The organism is Cellulophaga sp. 20_2_10 (genome assembly GCF_023476645.1).
Taxonomy (GTDB): Bacteria; Bacteroidota; Bacteroidia; order Flavobacteriales; family Flavobacteriaceae; genus Cellulophaga.
The window spans coordinates 101,399-124,473 of record NZ_JAMCOJ010000004.1; the positions used below are offsets into that span (position 1 = coordinate 101,399).

Sequence of the window (23,075 nt, forward strand, 5' to 3'; positions counted from 1 at the left end):
ATAGGCAAAGTATTTTTATCTTTGCACATATATAGTCGTATTTATGAAAGTCAACAATATTCCGTATCAGAAAACAGGTTATTTCTCTAGTTTAATGTGCGATTATTTAGAAGAGAAAAAAGAATTAGATCCTTTTTATAACAGGTTTCCTAAGCTAGAAAACTTTAAAGATCAGATAGCTGAAAAAAGTAAAAACTTCCCTAAAGAGAATAGGGCTATACTAGCTGAAGCTTTAGGTAAGCAGTATACTGGTATTACAGCATCAGAAAAAACAAAAACAAACATTTCTTTATTAAAAGAACAAAATACATTTACTGTTGTAACGGGACATCAGTTAAATTTATTTACAGGTCCTCTTTATTTTTTATACAAGATAATATCTACCATTAATTTAACAGAAGAATTAAAAAGAACTTACCCAGAACAAAATTTTGTACCCATCTATTGGATGGCTACAGAAGATCACGATTTTGAGGAGATAAACTATTTTAATTTTAAAGGAAAAAAATTACAATGGAACAAAAATGCTTCTGGCGGGGTAGGGAGATTAAATACAGAAGGATTAGATCAGGTATATCAAGCTTTTGCTAGTGATATTGGTGGCGGTAAAAATGCAGAAGAACTTAAAACATTGTTTACCGAAGCATATTTAAATCATTCTGACCTAACAGCAGCAACACGTTTTTTAGCAAATGAGCTTTTTACGAATTACGGTTTGGTTATTGTAGATGGAGATGATAAGGAATTAAAGAAATTACAAATTCCGTATGTTAAAGAAGACCTATTAAACCATACAGGATTTTCTAAGGTTGAAGAAACAAATGCAAAGCTTAGTGCTGTTTCTGATAGTTATAAAATACAGGTAAATCCGAGAGAAATTAATTATTTTTATTTGGTTGATGGTGTTAGAGAGCGAATTATAGAGAAAGATAATTTATACCTTGTAAACAATACTAAGACTGCTTTTACTAAAGAAGCTATACTAAAGGAACTTGATGAATTTCCAGAACGCTTTTCACCAAATGTTGTAGGTAGGCCATTGTTTCAGGAAATTATATTACCTAATCTTTGTTACATAGGTGGTGGCGGAGAATTAGCATATTGGCTAGAACTTAAAACTTATTTTGAGAGTCAGAATGTAACTTTCCCTATGTTACTTTTACGTAATTCTGCCTTACTAATTTCAAAAAAACAAGGAGAAAGGCTTCATAAATTAAATGTGTCAATTCAAGATTTGTTCTTAAAACAAAACAGTCTCGTTAATAAAAAAATTAGAGAAATTTCTAATGTTGATATCGATTTTACGAAACAAAAAAAATACTTAGAAGAACAATTTAAGGAGTTATACGAGCTTGCAGAACAAACGGATAACACTTTTTTAGGCGCTGTAAAAGCTCAAGAAGTAAAACAGAAAAAAGGACTGCAAGCATTAGAAGATAGGTTGTTACAAGCACAAAAAAGAAAATTAAAAGACCACGTAGTGCGTTTAACAGATGTACAAAACGAGTTGTTCCCTAATAAATCTTTACAAGAAAGAAATCATAATTTTTCTGAGCCTTATTTAGAGTTTGGACCAAGTTTAATAACCGCTTTAATGGCACATTTAAGGCCGTTAGATGGTAATTTTTTAATATTAGAATTATAAAATAAATGCACAAAATAGATTTAGGATTAGTAGAAATGACAATGGATGTAATGAAATACGCCATTGATAGAATTTCTGCAACCGAAAGAGAAATAGGAAAGCCTGTTAAAGCTGCGGAATTAAAAAACTTAGTAGGCGAAACTATTACTGATAAAGGTATTGGCGGTGAAAATGCATTTAATTTATGGAAAAAACATTTGGCTAATGCTAATGTGCAAATAGATCACCCAAGGCATTTAGCATTTGTACCAGCATCACCAACCAGAGCTGCAATTATGTTCGATTTGGTTACCTCTGCATCTAGTATACACGGTGCATATTGGATGGAAGGCGCAGGTGGTATTTTTTGTGAAAACGAAGCTATGAAATGGATCGTTTCTTTAACAGGTTTACCAGAAGGTGCTTTTGGCGTTTTTACTAGTGGTGGTACAGCAGCTAATTTATCTGCATTGGTTACAGCAAGGGAACACTTTAGAGAAAAAGAAGAAAATAGAGGGAAAAAAGGATTGATTATAGCATCAATTGGTGCGCATTCGTCTGTAAAAGCAATGGCTAAAGTTATAGACGTAGATATTCTTTTAGTAGATTCAGAAGAAAGTTTACATCAATCAGAATTAGAAGAAACAATTGCAAATTTACCTGTAGAAGAGCGTAATAGACTTTTTGCAGTAGTTGCTACTGGCGGTACAACAAATGCAGGTATTATAGATGATTTAAGTGGTATAGCTACAGTTTGTAAAAATGAAGATTTATGGTACCACATAGATGCTGCCTATGGCGGTGGTGCCTTGGTAGCAGATTCTGTAAGACACTTGTTTAATGGTATAGAACAAGCGGATAGTATTACAATAGATCCGCATAAGTGGATGTTTTCTCCGTATGATTGCGGTGCTGTAATTTATAAGAATATGGAGTTGGCAAAGAATGCTCACTCTCAACAAGGTTCTTATTTAGATATTTTTAAAGACGAAGGTGCTCACGGTTTTAACCCAACGGACTACCAGATACAGTTAACACGTAGAGTTAGAGGATTACCTCTGTGGTTTTCTTTAGCAATGCACGGTACAGACAGATATAAAGAAGCTGTAGAGCGTGGGCTAGAATTAGCACAAATTGCAGGTGAAATGATAAAAGCACACCCAGATTTAGAATTGGTAAGAGAACCAAGTTTATCTTGTGTGTTGTACAGAAGAAAAGGTTGGAAACCAGAAGATTATACGCATTGGACATATGAAAATCATAAGAAAGGATTTGCTTTAGTTACGCCTACAAAATGGAAACAAGGTGATACTTATGAGACTGTTTCTAGGTTTTGTTTTATTAATCCAGATACAACAGAAAAAGACATAGAAATGATATTACAAACAATGGAGTAAATTTTCAATAGTTTCGTTTAACTTTTTTATAATTAAATATTACTTTTGCGCATGCAACATGACAAGGTATTAATATTAGACTTCGGATCGCAGTATACACAGCTTATTGCGCGTAGAGTTAGAGAGCTCAACATTTATTCCGAGATTCACCCATTCAACAAAATTCCAAAAAACTTAGCAGAGTACAAGGCGGTTATCCTATCCGGTAGCCCTATGTCTGTGCGTTCAGATGAAGCTTTTCATCCAGAACTTAAAGGTATTAGAGGAGAAAAACCAATGCTAGCCGTGTGTTACGGAGCTCAGTATTTGGCACATTTTTCTGGAGGCGAGGTAGCCCCATCTAATACAAGAGAGTATGGTAGAGCTAACTTAAGTTTTGTAAAAGAGGGAGAAGCTTTTCTTAAAAACATAAAAGAAGGTAGTCAAGTTTGGATGAGTCATAGTGACACTATAAAATCATTGCCAACAAACGGTACCTTGCTAGCAAGTACCCATGATGTGCAAAATGCAGCATATAAAATAGAAGGTGAAAAAACATACGCTATTCAGTTTCACCCAGAAGTTTACCATTCTACAGATGGGAAACAATTATTAGAAAACTTTTTAGTAGACATTGCAGATGTAAATGCAGATTGGACACCAGATAGTTTTGTAGAAGAAACGGTAGATGCTTTAAAAGCAAAGATTGGAGAAGATAAGGTTGTTTTAGGTTTATCAGGTGGTGTAGATTCTTCTGTAGCAGCAATGTTGTTGCATAAAGCAATAGGAGAAAACCTATACTGTATTTTTGTAAATAACGGATTATTGCGTAAAAACGAATTTACAGATGTATTAGAACAATACAAAGGCATGGGCTTAAATGTAAAAGGTGTAGATGCTTCGGCACGCTTTTTGGATGCTTTAGCTGGGTTAAGTGATCCAGAAGAAAAGCGTAAAGCTATTGGCCGTGTATTTATAGAAGTTTTTGATGATGAAGCACACCAAATACAAGGTGTAAACTGGTTGGCTCAAGGAACAATTTATCCAGATGTTATAGAAAGTGTATCTGCAACAGGAGGACCAAGTGCAACAATAAAAAGCCACCATAATGTAGGAGGCTTACCAGATTTTATGAAACTTAAAATAGTAGAGCCTTTAAAAGCTTTATTTAAGGATGAAGTAAGACGAGTAGGAGCATCTATGGGAATGGAAAAAGATCTTTTAGGACGTCACCCTTTTCCAGGACCAGGATTAGCAATTCGAATATTAGGAGATATTACTCCAGAGAAAGTAGCTATTTTACAAGAGGTTGATGCTGTTTTTATAGGCGAACTTAAAAAAAGTGGGCTATATGATAAGGTTTGGCAGGCCGGAGCTATACTTTTACCCGTAAATAGTGTAGGAGTAATGGGAGATGAACGTACTTATGAAAAATGTGTAGCTTTACGTGCTGTAGAAAGCACAGATGGTATGACCGCTGATTGGGTTAATTTACCATATGAATTTTTACAAAAGGTATCTAATAATATAATAAATAAAGTAAAAGGTGTAAATAGAGTAGTTTACGATATTAGCTCAAAGCCACCAGCAACCATAGAATGGGAATAATTATGAATAGTAAATTTTTTAAAACAGTTTTTTCTTTTTTAATAATCTTTCTAGTTACAGCTAGTTCTTATGCTCAAAAGTATAAGACACACCCTGTAAAAAGAGGAGAATCTCTGGAGAGTATTTCTAAAACCTATAATGTTGCTATAGATGATATTTTAATTTATAACAAAGAGATAAAAAAGGGCCAAAAGTTGTCTCCTAATACTATTTTAATTGTTCCATTAGATAAGAAAATGGCCGCTGTAACAGCTTCTTTATCAGAAGAAAATGCAGAAGAACAAGAAAAGCCAATTCGTTTTATTGAGCATAAAGCAAAAAAACGCGAAACATTATATAGTCTTTCTAAACAATATAAGGTTACAGAGGACGATATAAAGCGTTACAATAAGCAATTGTATTCAGAACAATTAAAAAAAGGAACTGTTTTAAAAATTCCTGTTTATAAAAAAGTAGCAGATTCAATAACAGTGATTAATAGTGCCAATACTAATAATACAGCTGTTAGTACAACTTTGACTTATGAGGATACTCCGGATAAATTTATAAATTATAAAGTTAAAAAGAGAGAAACCTTATATGGCATAGCAAAACAATTTAAGGTTAGTCAAGATCAAATAAAAAAGTATAATAAAAGCTTATATTCTGATGATGTAAAAAAAGGAATGACTTTAAAAGTTCCGCATTACAAAAAAGTAGAAGTAAAAGATTTTGTACTTAAGCCATATGTTGTAAAAGCAAAAGAAACACGTTGGAGTATTGCTAATAAATTTGGTATTACTGTAGATAGTTTACTATTATTAAACCCAGAATTGCCTAAGTCTTCTAATTATTTAGCAGAAGGACAGCAGTTACAATTGCCAGAAAAAAATGTTTTATATAGAGATAGTATAGTAAAAACAGGAACCTCAGATGTACCTGCTTTTATTACGTATACAGTTCCTCCAAAAATGACTTTTTACAGGTTAGAAAAAGCATATGGTATTTCTGAAGAAAAGATAAAAGAAGTAAATCCTTTAGTAAAGGAAAAAGGATTGCAAGAGGGAATGAAAATTAAAATTCCAACTTTAAAAGATCAATCATCTGCAGATAGTCAGGCAATAAATTCTGATAATTTTATCTTTTATGTTGTTAAGCAAGGTCAAGGAGAACTGTCTTTAACTAGAGACTTAGGAGTTTCGTTTAGCGAGTTAACTACTTTTAATCCTGCTTTAAAAGACGGGATTAAAGCTGGTATGTCATTAAAGTTGCCAAAGACTAGAAGCAATAATTTCAATATTAAAAATTCATTAATACTGCCAAAAATTAATTTAGTAGATAGTATTAATGTTGCTATTAAGCCTAAAGTAATGGTTTTATTACCTTTTAGATTAGATTTAATAGATGTAAACAATACATCATCAGCTAAAAAAGATATAGAGAAAAGAACTGATACTAATATAAGTTTAAGCTTGTATTCAGGAATGCAATTAGCTTTAGAATCATTAAAGCAAAAAGGAATTTCTATAGATGTGAGTACTTTTGATACGCAATCTACAAGTAGTGTAGATGCTGTTAAAAAAGTATTAGAAGAAGAAAATATTTCAGATTATAGTGCTGTTATTGGTCCTTTGGATCCTGCCTCTATACAGGAAGTAGCTAAAAAAACAGCAGGGTTGCAGATACCTGTTATCTCTCCTAATTTAGCAGAGCAACAAATAGGTTTTGGAAATACTTTTTACTCTTTGCCATCAGATGAAGTTTTAAGAAAAAAGATGCTAGACTATGTATCTAGTATTTATACAAATCAAAACATACTAATTATTGCAGATTCTAAGCATAAAATAGAATCAGATGCTATTACAGCAAGATTTCCAAAAGCAAAGAAAGTTGCTCTAATTAAAGATTTAACTATTAATATAAATAAGTTAAAATGGCTTTTAGTTCGTAATACAGAAAATTTTGTTTTTGTAGAAACTAGTAATTTAGCATTATCTAAACACGCAACTTCTGTTGTTAACTCTTTAAATACTAAGCAGACTACGGTTAGAATGTTTACAACAAATATTAATAAAGCTTTTGATAAAGATGAGGTTGATAATATGCTTTTATCTAATTTAAACTTTACATATCCGGCTGTAAACAAAGAAATAACAGATTCAGAGTTTAATAGTATATACAGAGCTAAGTTTGGTTCTAATCCTAATAAATATGCAGCAAGAGGTTATGATATTATGTACGATTTACTTTTAAAGCTAGCTTATAAGAATGATTTGTTTGAGGTATCTAAAATTGTAGGAGAAACAGAATATATTGCTAATAAGTTTAATTATGTAAACAAGCAAAATGCAGGCTTTGTTAATACGGCAACGTATATTATGCAGTATAGTGATATGAAAGTTATTGAAGCAGAAAAGGCAGAACCTAAAAAGTAATGTCTTATGATTTTCTTTAAGAAAATATGTTTTTTACTTGTTTTGGTTTTATTTAGCAATGTACAAGCGCAAACAGAAGAAACTATTTTATGGAAACCAGGAGTAAAATTAACCTGGTCTAACTTTAAAGAAAACGCACCTGTAAGTAATAGAGTAGCGGCAATTACTGCTAGTGGTATTAATTACAAATACACAACAAGTTTTAAAAATAATAGCGCCAGTTTCACTTTTGAAATTGGTGCTTTTTTTTATCCAAATAAGTCTTGGTATAAAAAGGATCTTTGTACAGATATTACATTAAGTCACGAGCAATTACATTTTGATATAGCAGAACTGTTTGCTAGAAAAATGAGACTAAAATTAAGCGCTATAAAGCCATCTTCTAACACAAAAAAAGAAGTTAAAGATATTTATACTAAAATAAATAAAGATTTAGAAGCTTATCAAGATTTGTACGATAAGGAAACAAATTACTCACGAGACATAGAAAAACAGTTCTATTGGAATAATAAAGTGGCTGCTGATTTGCTTAAAAAAAAATAATGATATTCTATTTAAATACAAAAAAAGTGACATAATGATATGTCACTTTTTTTTATGCTATTAAAATAAAAGAATAATTATTGTTGCTTTACCATAGTAATAACCAAAGTCCCTTTAGTATCTAAGTCTACACCTCCTGTTTGTATTACTCTGTTTACTTCAGTTTGTAGTACTAAACTAGTTTCCGTTAAGCTTATTATGGTGTAGTTTCCATCTACAATTTCATTTGAATTAAGTTGTAGTGTGTTGTTATTAATACTCCAGTCACCAGAAGAAAGTGGGCTTTCAGAAGTTATCGTTTCGGTATAATCTGTTCCTAGAAAGTTAAACTGTATTACGGTATTGTATTCTCCAGAGCTTACTATTTTATCAGGATTATCTGTGAATGTTGCTTCTGAGTTTTCGTTTTCAGAACTTGCAGTGTATTCCAATGGATATGTTTTGTTATTTACAACCGTGCTAGCTGTACCATTATCTATTGTTGCGCTAACTAATGTCCACGTGCCAAGAATAGGAGATTTTACAACTTCTTCGTCGGCAACCAATGGATCTGTGCCTGCGTTTACTTCTGTTATATTATCAACACCATCATTATCACAATCTAAAATATTCCAATCGTTAGATGCAGTTACAGTTTGACTGCTTAATAAAAAAGAACAATTTTCTGTTGGGTCCGTATTGTCTGTTAATTCAGTTCCATCTAAAACCCCATCACCATCAGTGTCTTCATCTAGCGGGTCAGTATCATTAGTCTTTTCTTTTCCATCATTTAAACCATCATCATCAGAATCAGCATTTAGAGGATCTGTTCCATCATTTTTTTCAACTCCATCGTTAACATTGTCTTCATCCGAGTCAGCTTTTAAAGGATCTGTGCCGTCACTTTTTTCTGTCCCATCATTAACTGTATCATCATCAGTATCGGCTTTTAGAGGGTTTGTGCCATCTTTTTTTTCATCACCATCATCTACACCATCATTATCAGTATCTGCTTTTAAAGGATCTGTGCCATCATTATTTTCATCATCATCACTAATGCCATCTTTATCAGTATCTAAATCTGTATTATCTGTATCTGTATTTTCGCTTTGTTCTATTAAATTAAAAAGTTCTTGACTATCTTTGTTACAAGAACTTAATAGTACTAAAAAAACAAATAGGCTAATTACCTTTCTCATAGTGTTGTTGGTTAAAAGTGTTTTGAGCAGTAAATATATCTTCTTTTTTACTGATTTTATAGTGTATGTTGCTGATTTCTTTATGATTTACGAATAAAAAACGATTTTGGACTTTTGTATTATGTTAAAAAACGACAATAAAAAATTAATAGAATTAGCTCATTATAGAATGCCATTTGGTAAATATAAAGGCTGGTACTTAGTTCACTTACCAGAGAGGTATTTAATTTGGTTTAATCAAAAGGGATTTCCTGAGGGTAAACTAGGTAATTTGTTAAAATCTATGCTCGAAATTAAAATAAATGGATTAGAAGATATCATTCTAAAAATTCAGAAAGATTTTCCTAAAGAATAGAGCTCTTTTGTTCTAGCAATTTGCTATTTTTGCTTGCGTTAAGAAAACAACCTAACGCTACATGGCAAATACTAAGTACATTTTTGTAACCGGAGGGGTTACATCTTCTCTAGGGAAAGGAATTATAGCTGCATCTTTGGCTAAATTATTACAAGCTAGAGGATATAGAACTACCATTCAAAAATTGGATCCGTACATTAACGTAGATCCAGGAACATTAAACCCTTACGAACACGGAGAATGCTACGTTACTGACGATGGTGCAGAAACGGATTTAGATCTTGGTCATTACGAACGTTTTTTAAACGTTAGAACTTCGCAAGCAAACAATGTTACTACAGGAAGAATTTACCAAAGCGTTATAGAAAAAGAACGTCGTGGAGAATTTTTAGGAAAAACAGTTCAGGTTGTACCACACATTACCAATGAAATTAAAGAGCGTATTCAGATACTTGGTAAAAGTGGCGATTACGATATTGTAATTACTGAAATTGGTGGTACTGTTGGTGATATTGAATCTTTACCTTATATAGAAGCTGTTAGACAGTTGTTATGGGAACTTGGAGATAATAACGGAATTGTAATTCACTTAACATTAGTACCTTATTTATCTGCTGCTGGCGAGTTAAAAACAAAGCCAACGCAACACTCTGTTAAAACATTAATGGAGAGTGGTATTAAGGCTGATATTTTAGTGTGTAGAACAGAGCATGAAATTTCGGACGAAATTAAGCATAAGTTAGCATTGTTTTGTAATGTTAAGCGTGAAGCAGTTATACAGAGTATAGATGCCTCTACTATTTACGATGTTCCTTTATTAATGCAAGAAGAAGGTTTAGATACAGTTGTTTTAGAGCGTTTATCTTTATCTGATACTGTAAAGCCAGATTTAACTACTTGGAACCAATTCTTAAAACGACACAAAAACCCTAAGAATAATGTTACTATTGGACTTATTGGTAAATATGTAGAATTACAAGATTCTTATAAGTCTATTTTAGAAGCTTTTATACATGCAGGTGCAGAAAACGAAGTAAAAGTAGAAGTTAAGTCTATACATTCTGAACATATTTTAGGTAAAGATATGTCTGTAGAATTAAAAGGTTTAGATGGTATACTAGTTGCTCCAGGATTTGGAGAAAGAGGTATAGAAGGTAAAATTGAAGCAGTAAAATATGCAAGAGAAAACAAAATTCCGTTTTTAGGTATTTGTTTAGGTATGCAGATGGCAGTTATAGAATTTTCTAGAAACGTTTTAGGTTTAGCAGATGCCAATTCTAAAGAAATGGATGAGTATACGCCAAACGCAGTGATAAATTTAATGGAAGAACAAAAAACTGTGGTAAACAAAGGTGGTACTATGCGTTTAGGTACTTGGGCTTGTCATTTAGAAGATAATAGTTTAGTAAAAGAAATGTACAATGGTGCATCTAATATTACTGAACGTCATAGACATAGATACGAGTTTAATAACAAGTATAAAGAACAATTAACAAAAGCAGGTTTACAAGCTTCGGGTAGTAACAAAGAGACAGATCTTGTAGAAATTGTAGAATTGCCAAGAGAAGTACACCCTTGGTTTATAGGTGTGCAATATCACCCGGAATATAAGAGTACTGTAGCAAACCCGCATCCCTTATTTGTAGGTTTTGTTAAAGCTGCCTTAGACCATAAAAAGCAATAAAAGAGTGTCAGTTTGGCATAGAATGTACATTTGGGCATATATTTGCAAACTGTAATTTATTATTAACACAAATTAGATTTGTAGTTTATACTATAAAATCTTTGACATATTAGAATGGAAGAAAAGAAATTTGACCCTAAAACCCTTATTGGTTTTTTACTAATTTTTGGTTTGTTTGTTTTGTGGTTTAACACCACACAACCAAGTGCAGAAGAGTTAGAAGCACAGAAAAAGGAACAAGACAAAGTTGAAGCATCTGCTACAACAGAAAAGGAAGAACCTGCAGTTGTACAAACTCCAGTTTTAAATTTAAACGATTCTACAGAGGTAGCTAACTATAAAAGCAAAATAGGAGCTTTTGGTTATACACCATCTAAAGAAGGTACTACAGTTTTAGAAAACAACGTTCTTTTCTTAAAGGTAGATAATAAAGGTGGACAAATAGTAGAAGCAAAGATGAAAAACTTTGTTACCTATGACTCTCTCCCTCTTTATTTAGTAAAAGATAATAATTCTAGTTTTGGAGTAACATTTACTACATCAGACGGTAGAGTTTTAGATACTAAGGAATTGTTTTTTGAACCATCAATTTCTAAAAATGGAAAGAATACAATTCTTTCTATGAAAGCTAAAGTGTCTAGTACAGACTTTTTAGAATACAGATATGAAATTAAGCCAGATGAGTACTTATTAGATTTTAATATACGCTCTCAAGGTTTAAACGGTGTTATAAATTCATCAGCTCCAATTACGTTAGAGTGGAAACAAAAAGGAATTCGTCATAGTAAAAGTGTTACTTACGAAAATAGGTACACACGTTTAACGTATAACCATGACGATGGTGATATAAGTAAATTATCAGAAGGTAGTGATGATGAGGATGATGAAGAAGTAGACATAAAATGGTTATCATACAGGCAACACTTTTTTAGCTCAATTTTAGCAACAGATACGCACTTTAAAACAGCGAAGCTAAGTTCTAAGAATTTAGTTGAAGACGATACTCCAGAAACAATGTACACTAAAGAGAACACTGCAATTTTGCCTTTAGAAGCAAAAGGAGGTGAGCTTGCTTATAACATGAACTTGTATTATGGACCAACAGATATACAGGAACTTTCTAAATATGAAGATTTAGGTTTAGAAGATTCTATACCTTACGGTTGGGGTATATTTGGATTTATTAACAGATACGTATTTACACCTGCATATACATTTTTAAGTGGCTTTTTACCATACGGTATAGCAATTATAGTAATGACAATAATGGTGCGTTTATTAATGTCGCCAGTAACTTATAAATCTTATTTATCACAAGCAAAAATGAAGGTGTTAAAACCTGAAATTGCCGAGTTAGGAGAGAAATATAAGGACAATGCAATGAAAAAGCAGCAAGAAACTATGAAGCTGTATAATAAAGCAGGTGCCAGCCCAATGAGTGGTTGTTTACCGGCTATAGTGCAGTTACCGGTATTCTATGCTCTGTTTATGTTTTTCCCAACATCTTTTGCATTGCGTCAAAAACCATTTTTATGGGCAGATGATTTATCTTCTTATGATATTATAGCGGAATTACCTTTCCATATTCCATTGTACGGAGACCACGTAAGTTTATTTCCAATATTAGCATCTATTGCCATTTTCTTTTATATGATGATGACATCTGGACAAAATATGCAACAGCAGCCAGGTATGCCTAATATGAAGTTTATTCTTTATCTATCTCCATTAATGATGTTGGTATTCTTTAATAGTTACGCAAGTGGACTTAGTTTGTACTACTTTGTATCTAACTTAATTACAATATTTATTATGTTGGCAATTAAGAAGTTTATTATAGACGAAGATAAGATACACGCTAAAATTCAGGAGAATAAAAAGAAACCTAAGAAAGAAAATAAGTTTCAGAAGAAAATGCGTGAAATGATGGAGCAAGCAGAAGAACAAAAAAAGAAAAAATAATATTCTTTTTAATCTATATTAAAAAATCCTGCTTCAGTTACGAAGCAGGATTTTTTTATGAATATATTTTAAATAAAAAAAGCTCCTAGTTATAGGAGCTTTAAGCACTAAGTAGGTTAAGCTTAGTAACATTTGGGACTCCAAAGATGCAACCTATTAGAGGATCTAAAAAAGTTTAGTTGTCAAATCCTCTTTTTTGTATGTTAATTAGAGTCATTTTGTTGTTAAGTATTCGACTAAGTTTTTAGTGTAATTTTTATCGATTTAAAACATCGACAAACGGCGTAAATCTTTATGAGAAATTTAAAGATGTATGCTTATTAATAGAAATACAAAGCATTTTAGATTTTTGTATTTTTGCAATTCAGAATAATAAAAATGAAAAAAGTAGTAGTAGGACTTTCTGGAGGAGTAGATTCTAGCGTTACAGCCTATCTTTTAAAAGAACAAGGTTATGAGGTTATTGGCTTGTTTATGAAAAACTGGCACGATGATACTGTAACAATATCTAACGAGTGTCCTTGGCTAGAGGATAGCAATGATGCGCTAATAGTAGCAGAGAAACTAGGAATTCCTTTTCAGACCGTAGATTTAAGTGTAGAATATAAAGAGCGTATAGTAGACTATATGTTTAATGAGTACGAAAAAGGTAGAACTCCAAATCCTGACGTGCTTTGTAATAGAGAAATTAAGTTTGATGTGTTCATGAAAATTGCAATGCAATTAGGAGCAGATTATGTTGCTACAGGACACTATTGTAGAAAAACTTCATTTGTTAATGAAGAAGGTGTAGAAATACATCAGTTATTGGCAGGTAAAGATGATAATAAGGATCAATCTTATTTTTTATGCCAACTTTCTCAAGATCAATTGGCTAAAACATTATTCCCTATTGGAGATTTATTAAAACCAGAGGTGCGTAAAATTGCTGCGGAGAATGATTTAATTACAGCCGATAAAAAAGATTCTCAAGGTCTTTGTTTTATTGGTAAAGTTCGCTTGCCAGATTTTCTTCAACAGAAATTAAAACCAAAACAAGGAGTTATTGTAGAGGTTCCGTTTGCTTTAGAGCAATACAATACTGCTTTACCAGAGTTCATAAATAAAGAAGCAGAGCTACATTACTATGCAACAAAACCAGTTTACAATATTGAAGACGGTAAAGTAGTAGGTGAGCACCAAGGAGCTCATTACTTTACCAAAGGACAACGTAAAGGATTGGCTGTTGGAGGTACAAAGGAACCATTGTTTGTCATAGAAACAGATGTACATGATAATGTAATTTATACAGGTCAAGGAAAAGATCATCCAGGATTGTATCGTAGAACACTTTTTGTAACTAATGAAGAGTTGCATTGGGTTCGTAAAGATATGGCTTTAGAGGTAGGAAAAACAATGCCGGTTATGGCACGTATACGCTATAGACAAACATTGCAAAAAGCAACATTGCATAAGGTTGATGCTGGTTTATATGTAGATTTTGAAGAAAAACAATCTGCTATGGCAGAAGGCCAATTTGTTTCTTGGCACATAGGTGATGAGCTTATTGGTTCTGGAGTTATATCTTAATAATTTTTTAAGTTTGATAAAATAAAAATATGCAAAATAGAATAACATCATTATTTAAAATAGAATATCCAATGATACAGGCCGGAATGATTTGGGCTAGTGGTTGGAAACTGGCGTCTGCAGTATCTAATGCAGGCGGATTAGGAATAATTGGTGCAGGTTCTATGTATCCTGATGTTTTAAGAGCGCATATTATTAAATGTAAAGAAGCTACATCTAAACCTTTTGCTGTTAATGTACCAATGTTGTACCCTAACGTGGAAGAGATTATGAATATAATTGTAGAGTTAGGTGTAAAAATAGTATTTACCTCTGCTGGTAATCCTAAAACGTGGACAGGTTTTTTAAAAGAAAACGGAATTACGGTAGTACACGTTGTTAGTAGTTTAAAATTTGCATTAAAATCTGAAGCAGCAGGTGTAGATGCTGTTGTTGCAGAAGGTTTTGAGGCAGGTGGACATAACGGTAGAGATGAGACTACAACTTTAACATTAATACCCGCAGTCAAAGAGCAATTACAAGTTCCTTTAATTGCAGCTGGTGGTATTGCAACGGGTAAAGCAATGTTGGCGGCTATGATTTTAGGCGCAGATGGTGTACAGATTGGTAGTCGTTTTGTGGCTAGCGAGGAGGCATCTTCTCATCAATTGTTTAAAGAAAGGGTAGTGGCTGCGCAAGAAGGCGATACACAATTAACTCTTAAAGAACTTGCACCTGTACGTTTATTAAAAAATAAGTTTTTTGAGGATGTACAACAAGCCTACAAAGATTGTGCAACTCCTGACGATTTAAAAACTCTTTTAGGAAGAGCAAGAGCTAAGCGTGGTATGTTCGAAGGTGATATGGTAGATGGTGAACTAGAGATAGGTCAAGTAGCTGCTATAATTCATAAAATAATGCCAGCAGCAGATATTGTTAAAGAAATAATGGCTGAGTTTCAATTAGCCAAAAATGCAGCGGTAAATTTATAATTAGTAATGTAAAGATTTAAAATAAATAAAGGCATCTAATAATCTGCTGCCATACCAAGAAAAGTATTCGCCATCTACTAACTCAACAGTTGTAGATGGCATTATTTTTTTAATCTCATCTATATGTTCTCTTTTAAAAGGAAAGGGTTCTGATGATAATAATAAAAGATCAGGATTAAGCCCTTTAATCTCTTCTAAAGTTGCTTCGGGGTATCTTATATTGCCCTTAAAAACATTTTCATATTTATTTAGGGTTAATATATGGTCTATAAAAGTTCCTTGACCAGCAGCCATATATGGGTCTTTCCAAATTAAGTAAGCTACTTTTTTAGTCGCTTTATCTTTTATAAAATCTTTAAATGAATGTGCTTCGTTTCTTATAGTGCTAACAATTTTAGTTGCGCTAAATAATTTATTGAAAATTGTACCGTATTGCATTATTAGCTCTAGTGAGTCTTCTAAATCATTAATGTCTGATACGTGGACAGGATATAGTTTTTCAAGACTTTCTACAATTTCTTTTGTATTTTCTTCTTTGTTGCATAAAATAATATCTGGTTTAACAGCTTCTATTTTAGCTAAGGATATTTTTTTAGTACCACCAACGACTTTTTTAGACATGCGCAAGTGCTTGGGATGTATGCAGAATTTAGTGACACCTACTATGTACTCTTCTAATCCTAAGTCTACTAGGAGTTCTGTTTGTGACGGAACTAGTGATATAATACGTAATGGTCTTTTAGGGCAGTCCACCTGTCTACCCATTTGATCTGTAAAAGAAATTTGCATGGTGATAAAGGTACTTTAATTTTAACAGCTAGCTCTTATTAGAAAATAGAAAAAAGTTATCTAAAATATCTTTTAATCCAACAGTGGTTAAAGGTTTGCTTTTAAAATCATTAATAACTGTTAAGCCTAATGCTCTTTCTTTATCATCTGGGTTAAGAGAAGTAGTAAGCATTACCACAACTGTCTCTGCCTTTTGGTTTTGTTGTAACTTTTTATATTCCTGTAGAAATTCCCATCCATTCATAATAGGCATATTAATGTCTAGTAAAATTAGATTTGGCTGTGGGTATTTACCATCTACCTCTGTTTTTAAGTAATCTATACCTTCCTCTCCATTTGTTTTAATAACAATTTCTTCTGTACAATTAAGTTTATTGATTACCATTTTATGCAAAAAATTAGTTGCATCGTCATCATCAATCAGCAATATACTTTTTAGCTTAATACTCATTCTTATTTTTTAATAGTGAACTTAAATTCGCTTCCTTTATTAGGTTCAGAAAATACCCCTATTTTGCCTTCATGCATTAACACAATTTTTAAGCAATGTGTAAGTCCTATTCCTATTCCTTCATAGACGTCTTTAGTATGTAAGCGTTGAAACATAGAAAATATTTTATCTTGATGTTTTTTTTCTATACCAATTCCGTTGTCTTTTATACTAAATTCCCAAAAATCACCAATATCTTTTCCTTTTATTTCTATTTTTGGAGTTGTTCCCTCTTTTTGAAATTTAATAGCATTGGCTATTAAATTCTGAAATAGAATTCGTAATTCGGTCTTTTGACCTTTTATTTTAGGTAACTTTTTAAAATGTATTTCAGCGTTGCTCTCAGCTATAACATGGTGCATTTCTGCAATAACATTTTTAAGTAGTTTATTAGTTTTTATTTGGGTTACTTCATGTTTTGCACCAATTTTAGAATAGTCAAAAACAGCTTTAATAAGTAAGCTCATTCTTGTAGAGGCTTGTCTTATGAAATTTAAATAAGTAATACCATTTTGGTCTAGCTTGTCACTATATTCTTCTTTAAATAATTGTGTAAAATTCATCACGGTACGCAATGGCTCTTGTAAATCATGAGATGCGATAAAAGCAAATTGTTCTAATTCTTTGTTTTTTTGACTAACTGCGTAATGGGCATTTTTTAATGCCGTAATTCGTATTTGTTCTTTTTTGTGAGTAGAAATGTAATCTAACGTAATACCTATAAATGGTATGGCATATGATATTGCTTTTAGTGTATGTGCAATATTGAAATTGGAATCATGTAAATGTTCCGACCCAAAAGCCATATACATCTGTGTTGCTATAGCCGGGATCATGCTCCATAATAACGCACTAGAAAATACGTTGTTTTCTTTTTTGTTAAATTTTGGCAGTAAGTAAACAGCGAGAAAGAAGAATAATATCAGCGGAATTATATCGTACGGTCTTGTAATAAAACTGTTGTGTACTATAGTGGTTGGCAATGATTTACTAATTGCAGTAAAATGAACTGTTAAATACGCAATGGACCCCATAAATAAGGATACAATTAAAACAAAACGCCTTCCATTTTTGGGAAGCATTCTTTTTTTCTGTAATAGAATTATACTAACTCCTATAATTAAAATAACACAGTTAAATATTCTAGATAATGCCCAAGTAAACGGTAATATATTTTCATTTTCTGTAGCCGAATTAATTATTTTAACAGCAGCAAGTGCATGAAATCCATCAATAAAACTAGCACATAATAATGCTCCTCCAATAATAGGTGTGGTGGGATTATTTGTAATTCTGTATTGTATAAAAGCAAGTATTGCAGTTGCAATGCCAATACATATTGCAGTCCATTCTAAAATTAAATGGGTAAAAGTCCCTCTTAGGTTATTTAAAATTAAGTCCTGTAAATTGTGATCTAAATTTACATTTTCTCCGTTAGTACTAAAGTCCAGGTTTATGCTTCCAAAATTAACTCCAAATAACTGAAGAATAAATGGTAAAATGCATATAGCAATTATGATAAGAATTAAGGTTTTAGTAAACCTCAATTCAATTATTTTTGGGGAAGCTTTCATATGTATATAAACACCTACACTAAAAGTAAATAAATTTTGTAAGGTGTGGTCTGTATTTTTATATTATTTTCTTGCTAAAGAGAGGTTTATCTATGTAACAATGAATTAAATAACACGTTTGTACTAAGAGTTTTTAAGGTGAGTATCAACAAGCTCTTTAGCTTTTTGCGCCTCGTCATTGTGTACGTATACATCTTGTATTCCAGGAATAGCGCTGCCAAAACCTGCTAATCTTCCAGACTCGGTTTCATCTTTTACAATAGCTTCTATGTGTATAGCGTGTAATTTTTCTACAATTGCTAGAACATCAAATTGATTGCCACTGTATATTTTTTTGTAGTTAGACTTCAGCATAAGTTATATTTGGGGTTTAAAATATTTAATATAGGGAAAATTAAATAATTTTAATTGTATTACTGTAATATTGTAAGAATTTTTTTAAAATTCTTTTGAGAACTATTATTACTATGAATAAAGAAAGTAAGTATTTAAGATAGTTTAATCTTAAAAGGGTATTATCTACCTTATAGTAAGGGCTATGTATACTTTTTTATTTTTAACAACCTTAAAAAAGTAAACTCAGTTTTGATGTAGTATTTTATTAAATTTCTGCAGTTGTGGCAAGTATTCATTGGTGCATAAGTCTATTTCTTAAATAAAGACACAAAAAAAAGCTTATGGCTTTTATAAAAGACCTCTTGCTTTTATTTCTAGGTACTTGTTTATAGTGTTAATTGTAAGCTCTTCTGGCTTTGTAAGTATCGTTTGTATGCCGTATTGTTGTAATTCTTTTTGCATTAATTTTTTTTCCAGTGAAAATTTTTCTGCAATAGTTTTATGGTAAATACCTTGTAGGTCTTCTGTATTAGAATTAACTAAACTTTCTAATTCTGTGTTTTCAAAAAAGATAACAACCAAAACGTGTTTTTTGGCAATGGCTAGTAAAAATGGTAATTGCCTGCGCATGGCAGTTATATGTTCAAAATTGGTATACAACAATAGTAAACTTCTATGGTTTACTTTTCTTTTTATATGGGCGTAGAGCAAGCCAAAGTCAGAATCTGTATATTCTGTTGAAATGTTGTAAAGTTTCTCTAAAATGGAGTTTAAATAGGTTGGTTTCTGTACTGCAGGTAAAAATGTTTCTATGTTTTTAGAAAAGGATATCATCCCTGTTTTGTCATTCTTTTTTAGAGCTACATTAGAAAAGGCAAGTGTACTATTAATGGCATAATCCAAAAGTTTTAAACCGTTAAAAGGCATTTTCATTACGCGTCCTGTATCTATAATGGAATAGATTGGCTGCGATTTTTCATCCTGGTACTGATTTACCATTAAGTGACTGCTTTTAGCAGTGGCTTTCCAGTTAATGGTCCTAAAATCATCTCCCTGTACGTATTCTTTAATTTGCTCAAATTCTTGCGTATTACCTATACGTCTAATCTTTTTCATTCCAAATTCAGATAATTTATTGCTAATAGCTAAAAAATCGTATTTCTGCATTTGTATGATGGAAGGGTACACAGGAACCATTTGGTTTTTCTGAAATAAAAACTTCCTTTTTACTATGCGCAGTGAAGAAGAGGCATAAATGTTTAGATTTCCAAAATAGTATTCGCCACGTTCTACGGGCCGTACAGTGTATTCAAATAACTTAGGGACTCCTTTTTTTAATGTTGTATTGTAATTAAAATCTCTTTTTTGAAATTGAATAGGTAATTCTTCTACCACAGAAATACCTGTTTTAAAAGTGTAAGCACTCTTAAACTCCATAACTATTGGGTTATGGTCGCTATTTGATAATTTTTGAGGTAAAGATCTAGAAGCCTTTATTCCATTTTTTGTAGTATATAGCAAGTAAATATCTAATAGAAATAAAGCAATTAAAATCATTGTACAAAGCCACGCAATTGGGTACAGCCACTTATTCCAGTAAGATGTCATAAACATTGCTGCTAAGATGGCTAAATACCAAAAAAAGGTGTTGTGTATGTAAAACGATTTTAAAAAACGCATGTATTATCTAGGGATTTCTACAGATTCCATAATCATATGTACAACGCTTTCCGTTGTCATACCTTCCATTTCGCGTTCTGGAGTTAAAATTACTCTGTGGTTTAATACAGGTTCTAGTGCTTTTTTAACGTCTTCCGGAGTAACAAAATCTCTTCCATTTATGGCTGCAAATGCTTTAGCAGCGTTTAATGTAGCCAGCGATGCTCTTGGAGAGCCACCTAAATATAAATGCGGGTGATTACGTGTTTTTGTAATAATCTCTGCAACGTAACGGATAATTTTTTCTTCTACAATTACCTCTTGTATATTTTGCTTGTATTCTTTTAACTTGGCTGGCGTTAAAATATCTTTTATTAAGGTATCTGCTTTTATACCTTTACGCTGATGATGTGTAGTTAATATTTTTATTTCGTCTTCTAAACTAGGGTATTCTACTTTAATTTTAAATAAGAAACGGTCTAACTGAGCCTCTGGTAATGCATACGTACCTTCTTGCTCAATTGGGTTTTGTGTAGCTAAAACCATAAAGGGTGCTTCCATTTTATAGGTAGTACCATCCATTGTAACTTGGGTCTCCTCCATAATCTCAAACAAAGCTGCTTGGGTTTTGGCTGGAGCTCTATTTATTTCATCAATTAAAATAATATTAGAGAAAATAGGACCTCGTTTATATTCAAATTCAGATGTTTTAACATTAAAAATTGAAGTTCCCAAAATATCACTTGGCATTAAATCTGGCGTAAATTGTATACGACTAAATTCAGTTTTTAAAGTTTTGGCAAATAATTTGGCAGTAACTGTTTTTGCAATACCAGGAACACCTTCTATTAAAACGTGTCCGTCTACCAAAAGAGAAACAATTAATAGCTCTATAAAACGGTCTTGACCAATAATTACTTTAGCTAATTCTTGTTTAATATTTAGTACAGCATTTTTTAAATCTTCTAAAGGTATTCTGCTGTCAAAGTTGATATCGTTATTTGCTTCCATTTGCTTTTGCTTTAAATTTTTCTATTTTTTTGTCTAATGATAAAAGTTCTTCATTAGTAACTGTATGTTGTTGTAAAAGTTGACTTAAAAGAGAAAATAACGCTCTTGTTTCTTCTTTTGTATGAAAACTTCTGGCTGAGATTGTATTGTAAAAATCATCGTTTTGTTCTAGAGTATTTACATGGAATTTAGAACGTACATAATCTAAGAAAAAGTTAATTTTATGTTCTATAATCTCTTTTTGTCTATTTCTTTTAAAGTACATATCTGCAATAGTCCTTGTAAAAGCTAAGGTTTGATTTTTTAAAGGAGCAACGATTGGTATTGCACGTTGTTTTCTTTTTCCTTCGAAAAATACATAAAGTAGCGCACCAATTACAGCAATGTAATATGCCCATTTTAATTCTTTAGCACTTAAAAAAACACGCATTGGAGATGTGTAGAATTTTTTACCTGCTTTATGGTGATTGTCTACATAGATATTCTCGGTACTATCTATGTAAGATAATAAGGCTGCGGTGTAATCTGTATTGTTGCTATTTTGTAAAATAAAATAATTTGTAAATGCAGTGGGGAAGGTGCTAAGTATAATTTTTCCTTTACCGTAATCTTGTTTAATTACGTTTGCATTTTTAATAGATATAGTTTCAAAATTATCTATAACACCCAGGACTGTAGTATTTAGCGTATCTATTTCTGAAAAATAACTTACGTCGCTTTTTTTACTAAACATAATGGGTTTTTCTGCTTTTAAAGTAGGATTAACCAATTGCATATAGAATTCATGCTGAATGTCATCACTATATAATGTTTTAGTTTTAAAGCCTAATTCATTTTTTAGAGATGTGCTAAAAGAAGAACCAGCAAGGAAAAGTGTATTGCCTTTTGCAGTCCAGTTTAGCAATTCATTAACCTCATTTTTATCTAATTCTAAACTATTGTTAACTAGAAAATATGTGCCAGTAATGGTGTCGTTATCTTTTAAATAAGTATAAGGAGGTTGGTATACAGAAGTCATCTTGTCTTCAAACCTTTTCTCCATTAGATCATTAAGTACTTTTGTGCCGTACGCTATTTTGTGGTGCGTGGCAAAAGAAGGAAACCAGTTAACCTGCTTGGGTTTGCTGTACTCCAGAGCAAAGTAAACAACTAAAGTGATTACTATTACAATTATATATGTACCTCCCTTTTTTATCACGATTTGGTTATGCTGTTTTGTAGTTTAATAAATTCTTCTGCAGCCTTATTGTATTTAGTTTCGTCTATGGTAAAATCCCCATACCAAACATAGTCGTACAATCTTGTGATGGTAACAAAAGGTATTGCGTATTTAGATTGACTTAATTCTTTTTGGTAATCGTCATTTGTTTTTTGCAATTGCCAATCTATAAGCTCTTTCTCGCTCATTATTTTTAAAATATATAGATAGTAATACCTAACGGCTAGTCTATAATTTTTATCTTCTAGAGCATTCTTTATTAGTTGTTGTATATCCTCATTTTTAATGATATGCTCTTCTTCTGATAATGTAACATCGCTTAGGTTTTTTTTAGCTAAGTTAATACCTCGCATATTTGTTTTAAGGAATAACATTATCAAAATAAAAATTAAAAAAGCAAGAAGTACATAGGGTATAAATTGTAAAAAAGCAGCTAAAAACCCTACTGCTTTTGTACCGCCAAATAGCCATTGAAAAAAACGTAGCATAAAAGAATATACCCAAGTTTTTAAATTTTCCCACCAAGAGTTATCAGCTTTCTCTAATGTATAGTCGTACTTAGGGTCTTCTTTATATTTTTGTAAATCTTCTTTCGTAATCTTTTTTACATACAAAGGTGCATCATCATACTGAACGGCTGTAGAGTCTTGAAAACTATACGCTGTTAGCGAAAACGTAATGCAAATAAATAAAGAGAAAAGAAGTTTATTCAT

The 23,075-nt window shown here is 31.9% G+C and carries 19 protein-coding genes; 10 read left to right on the top strand and 9 right to left on the bottom strand.

What is annotated here, in order from left to right; translation table 11 throughout:
* Window positions 1-43: 43 nt before the first annotated feature.
* The 5 genes from bshC to M4I21_RS09200 are packed head-to-tail and all read left to right on the top strand — an operon-like array spanning window position 44 to window position 7,565.
* Window positions 44-1,645, top strand: a complete 1,602-nt coding sequence (gene bshC, locus M4I21_RS09180; protein WP_249558825.1) for a bacillithiol biosynthesis cysteine-adding enzyme BshC — start codon at window positions 44-46, stop codon at window positions 1,643-1,645.
* A 5-nt stretch (window positions 1,646-1,650) separates the two neighbouring features.
* On the top strand, window positions 1,651-3,021 hold the full coding sequence (locus tag M4I21_RS09185) for a pyridoxal phosphate-dependent decarboxylase family protein (protein ID WP_249558826.1): 1,371 nt from the start codon (window positions 1,651-1,653) through the stop codon (window positions 3,019-3,021).
* A 51-nt stretch (window positions 3,022-3,072) separates the two neighbouring features.
* Window positions 3,073-4,608, top strand: a complete 1,536-nt coding sequence (gene guaA / locus M4I21_RS09190) for a glutamine-hydrolyzing GMP synthase (RefSeq protein ID WP_249558827.1) — start codon at window positions 3,073-3,075, stop codon at window positions 4,606-4,608.
* A gap of 2 nt (window positions 4,609-4,610) precedes the next feature.
* Window positions 4,611-7,022, top strand: a complete 2,412-nt coding sequence (locus tag M4I21_RS09195) for a PBP1 and LysM peptidoglycan-binding domain-containing protein (protein ID WP_249558828.1) — start codon at window positions 4,611-4,613, stop codon at window positions 7,020-7,022.
* 6 nt (window positions 7,023-7,028) lie between these two features.
* Window positions 7,029-7,565, top strand: a complete 537-nt coding sequence (locus tag M4I21_RS09200) for a DUF922 domain-containing protein (protein WP_249558830.1) — start codon at window positions 7,029-7,031, stop codon at window positions 7,563-7,565.
* 77 nt (window positions 7,566-7,642) lie between these two features.
* Here M4I21_RS09200 and M4I21_RS09205 read toward each other — a convergent pair whose 3' ends face one another.
* Window positions 7,643-8,743 (bottom strand): lipocalin family protein, encoded by a 1,101-nt coding sequence (locus M4I21_RS09205; protein ID WP_249558831.1) that lies wholly within the window; start codon window positions 8,741-8,743, stop codon window positions 7,643-7,645.
* Window positions 8,744-8,864: 121 nt separating this feature from the next.
* On the opposite strand from M4I21_RS09205, the gene M4I21_RS09210 reads away from it, so the two are divergent.
* The 5 genes from M4I21_RS09210 (at window position 8,865) to M4I21_RS09230 (ending at window position 15,284) form a co-directional block, all read left to right on the top strand.
* Entirely contained in the window at window positions 8,865-9,098 is a 234-nt protein-coding gene (locus M4I21_RS09210) for a DUF3820 family protein (RefSeq protein ID WP_072302778.1), read from the top strand.
* Window positions 9,099-9,159: 61 nt separating this feature from the next.
* On the top strand, window positions 9,160-10,782 hold the full coding sequence (pyrG, locus tag M4I21_RS09215) for a CTP synthase (RefSeq protein ID WP_249558832.1): 1,623 nt from the start codon (window positions 9,160-9,162) through the stop codon (window positions 10,780-10,782).
* A 114-nt stretch (window positions 10,783-10,896) separates the two neighbouring features.
* Window positions 10,897-12,744, top strand: coding sequence for a membrane protein insertase YidC (gene yidC / locus M4I21_RS09220; RefSeq protein WP_249558833.1), 1,848 nt, complete (start codon window positions 10,897-10,899; stop codon window positions 12,742-12,744).
* Window positions 12,745-13,122: 378 nt separating this feature from the next.
* Complete coding sequence (gene mnmA / locus M4I21_RS09225) at window positions 13,123-14,313, top strand: tRNA 2-thiouridine(34) synthase MnmA (RefSeq protein ID WP_249558834.1); 1,191 nt, start codon at window positions 13,123-13,125, stop codon at window positions 14,311-14,313.
* Between the two features lie 29 nt (window positions 14,314-14,342).
* Window positions 14,343-15,284 carry an NAD(P)H-dependent flavin oxidoreductase gene (locus tag M4I21_RS09230; RefSeq protein ID WP_249558835.1) on the top strand — a complete coding sequence of 314 codons (942 nt, stop codon included), beginning with the start codon at window positions 14,343-14,345 and terminating at the stop codon, window positions 15,282-15,284.
* Here M4I21_RS09230 and M4I21_RS09235 read toward each other — a convergent pair whose 3' ends face one another.
* The 8 genes from M4I21_RS09235 to M4I21_RS09270 all read right to left on the bottom strand — a co-directional run bounded on the left by M4I21_RS09235 (window position 15,285) and on the right by M4I21_RS09270 (window position 23,075).
* Entirely contained in the window at window positions 15,285-16,073 is a 789-nt protein-coding gene (locus M4I21_RS09235) for an ABC transporter substrate-binding protein (protein ID WP_249558836.1), read from the bottom strand. It lies immediately after the preceding gene.
* Between the two features lie 28 nt (window positions 16,074-16,101).
* On the bottom strand, window positions 16,102-16,524 hold the full coding sequence (locus M4I21_RS09240; RefSeq protein WP_249558837.1) for a response regulator: 423 nt from the start codon (window positions 16,522-16,524) through the stop codon (window positions 16,102-16,104).
* Window positions 16,525-16,526: 2 nt separating this feature from the next.
* The gene (locus M4I21_RS09245) at window positions 16,527-18,110 is read right to left on the bottom strand and encodes an ATP-binding protein (RefSeq protein ID WP_249558838.1); all 1,584 of its coding nucleotides are present in this window, start codon (window positions 18,108-18,110) and stop codon (window positions 16,527-16,529) included.
* 150 nt (window positions 18,111-18,260) lie between these two features.
* The gene (locus M4I21_RS09250) at window positions 18,261-18,491 is read right to left on the bottom strand and encodes a putative signal transducing protein (protein WP_249558839.1); all 231 of its coding nucleotides are present in this window, start codon (window positions 18,489-18,491) and stop codon (window positions 18,261-18,263) included.
* A 330-nt stretch (window positions 18,492-18,821) separates the two neighbouring features.
* Window positions 18,822-20,153 carry a DUF58 domain-containing protein gene (locus M4I21_RS09255; protein ID WP_249558840.1) on the bottom strand — a complete coding sequence of 444 codons (1,332 nt, stop codon included), beginning with the start codon at window positions 20,151-20,153 and terminating at the stop codon, window positions 18,822-18,824.
* 3 nt (window positions 20,154-20,156) lie between these two features.
* A complete protein-coding gene (locus M4I21_RS09260; protein ID WP_249558842.1) occupies window positions 20,157-21,143 on the bottom strand; it encodes an AAA family ATPase in 987 nt (328 codons plus the stop codon).
* Window positions 21,130-22,341 (bottom strand): DUF4350 domain-containing protein, encoded by a 1,212-nt coding sequence (locus tag M4I21_RS09265; RefSeq protein WP_249558843.1) that lies wholly within the window; start codon window positions 22,339-22,341, stop codon window positions 21,130-21,132. The genes M4I21_RS09260 and M4I21_RS09265 overlap by 14 nt, the downstream gene beginning before the upstream one ends.
* Window positions 22,338-23,075 carry a DUF4129 domain-containing protein gene (locus M4I21_RS09270; RefSeq protein WP_249558844.1) on the bottom strand — a complete coding sequence of 246 codons (738 nt, stop codon included), beginning with the start codon at window positions 23,073-23,075 and terminating at the stop codon, window positions 22,338-22,340. Before M4I21_RS09270 ends, M4I21_RS09265 begins: the two co-directional genes overlap by 4 nt.

What these genes read in the sequence shown, in the direction of transcription:
- bshC (WP_249558825.1), top strand. Translation starts at nt 44, where the DNA reads ATGAAAGTCAACAATATTCCGTATCAGAAAACAGGTTATTTCTCTAGT.
- M4I21_RS09185 (WP_249558826.1), top strand. Translation starts at nt 1,651, where the DNA reads ATGCACAAAATAGATTTAGGATTAGTAGAAATGACAATGGATGTAATG.
- guaA (WP_249558827.1), top strand. Translation starts at nt 3,073, where the DNA reads ATGCAACATGACAAGGTATTAATATTAGACTTCGGATCGCAGTATACA.
- M4I21_RS09195 (WP_249558828.1), top strand. Translation starts at nt 4,611, where the DNA reads ATGAATAGTAAATTTTTTAAAACAGTTTTTTCTTTTTTAATAATCTTT.
- M4I21_RS09200 (WP_249558830.1), top strand. Translation starts at nt 7,029, where the DNA reads ATGATTTTCTTTAAGAAAATATGTTTTTTACTTGTTTTGGTTTTATTT.
- M4I21_RS09205 (WP_249558831.1), bottom strand. Translation starts at nt 8,743, where the DNA reads ATGAGAAAGGTAATTAGCCTATTTGTTTTTTTAGTACTATTAAGTTCT.
- M4I21_RS09210 (WP_072302778.1), top strand. Translation starts at nt 8,865, where the DNA reads ATGTTAAAAAACGACAATAAAAAATTAATAGAATTAGCTCATTATAGA.
- pyrG (WP_249558832.1), top strand. Translation starts at nt 9,160, where the DNA reads ATGGCAAATACTAAGTACATTTTTGTAACCGGAGGGGTTACATCTTCT.
- yidC (WP_249558833.1), top strand. Translation starts at nt 10,897, where the DNA reads ATGGAAGAAAAGAAATTTGACCCTAAAACCCTTATTGGTTTTTTACTA.
- mnmA (WP_249558834.1), top strand. Translation starts at nt 13,123, where the DNA reads ATGAAAAAAGTAGTAGTAGGACTTTCTGGAGGAGTAGATTCTAGCGTT.
- M4I21_RS09230 (WP_249558835.1), top strand. Translation starts at nt 14,343, where the DNA reads ATGCAAAATAGAATAACATCATTATTTAAAATAGAATATCCAATGATA.
- M4I21_RS09235 (WP_249558836.1), bottom strand. Translation starts at nt 16,073, where the DNA reads ATGCAAATTTCTTTTACAGATCAAATGGGTAGACAGGTGGACTGCCCT.
- M4I21_RS09240 (WP_249558837.1), bottom strand. Translation starts at nt 16,524, where the DNA reads ATGAGTATTAAGCTAAAAAGTATATTGCTGATTGATGATGACGATGCA.
- M4I21_RS09250 (WP_249558839.1), bottom strand. Translation starts at nt 18,491, where the DNA reads ATGCTGAAGTCTAACTACAAAAAAATATACAGTGGCAATCAATTTGAT.
- M4I21_RS09255 (WP_249558840.1), bottom strand. Translation starts at nt 20,153, where the DNA reads ATGCGTTTTTTAAAATCGTTTTACATACACAACACCTTTTTTTGGTAT.
- M4I21_RS09260 (WP_249558842.1), bottom strand. Translation starts at nt 21,143, where the DNA reads ATGGAAGCAAATAACGATATCAACTTTGACAGCAGAATACCTTTAGAA.
- M4I21_RS09270 (WP_249558844.1), bottom strand. Translation starts at nt 23,075, where the DNA reads ATGAATAAACTTCTTTTCTCTTTATTTATTTGCATTACGTTTTCGCTA.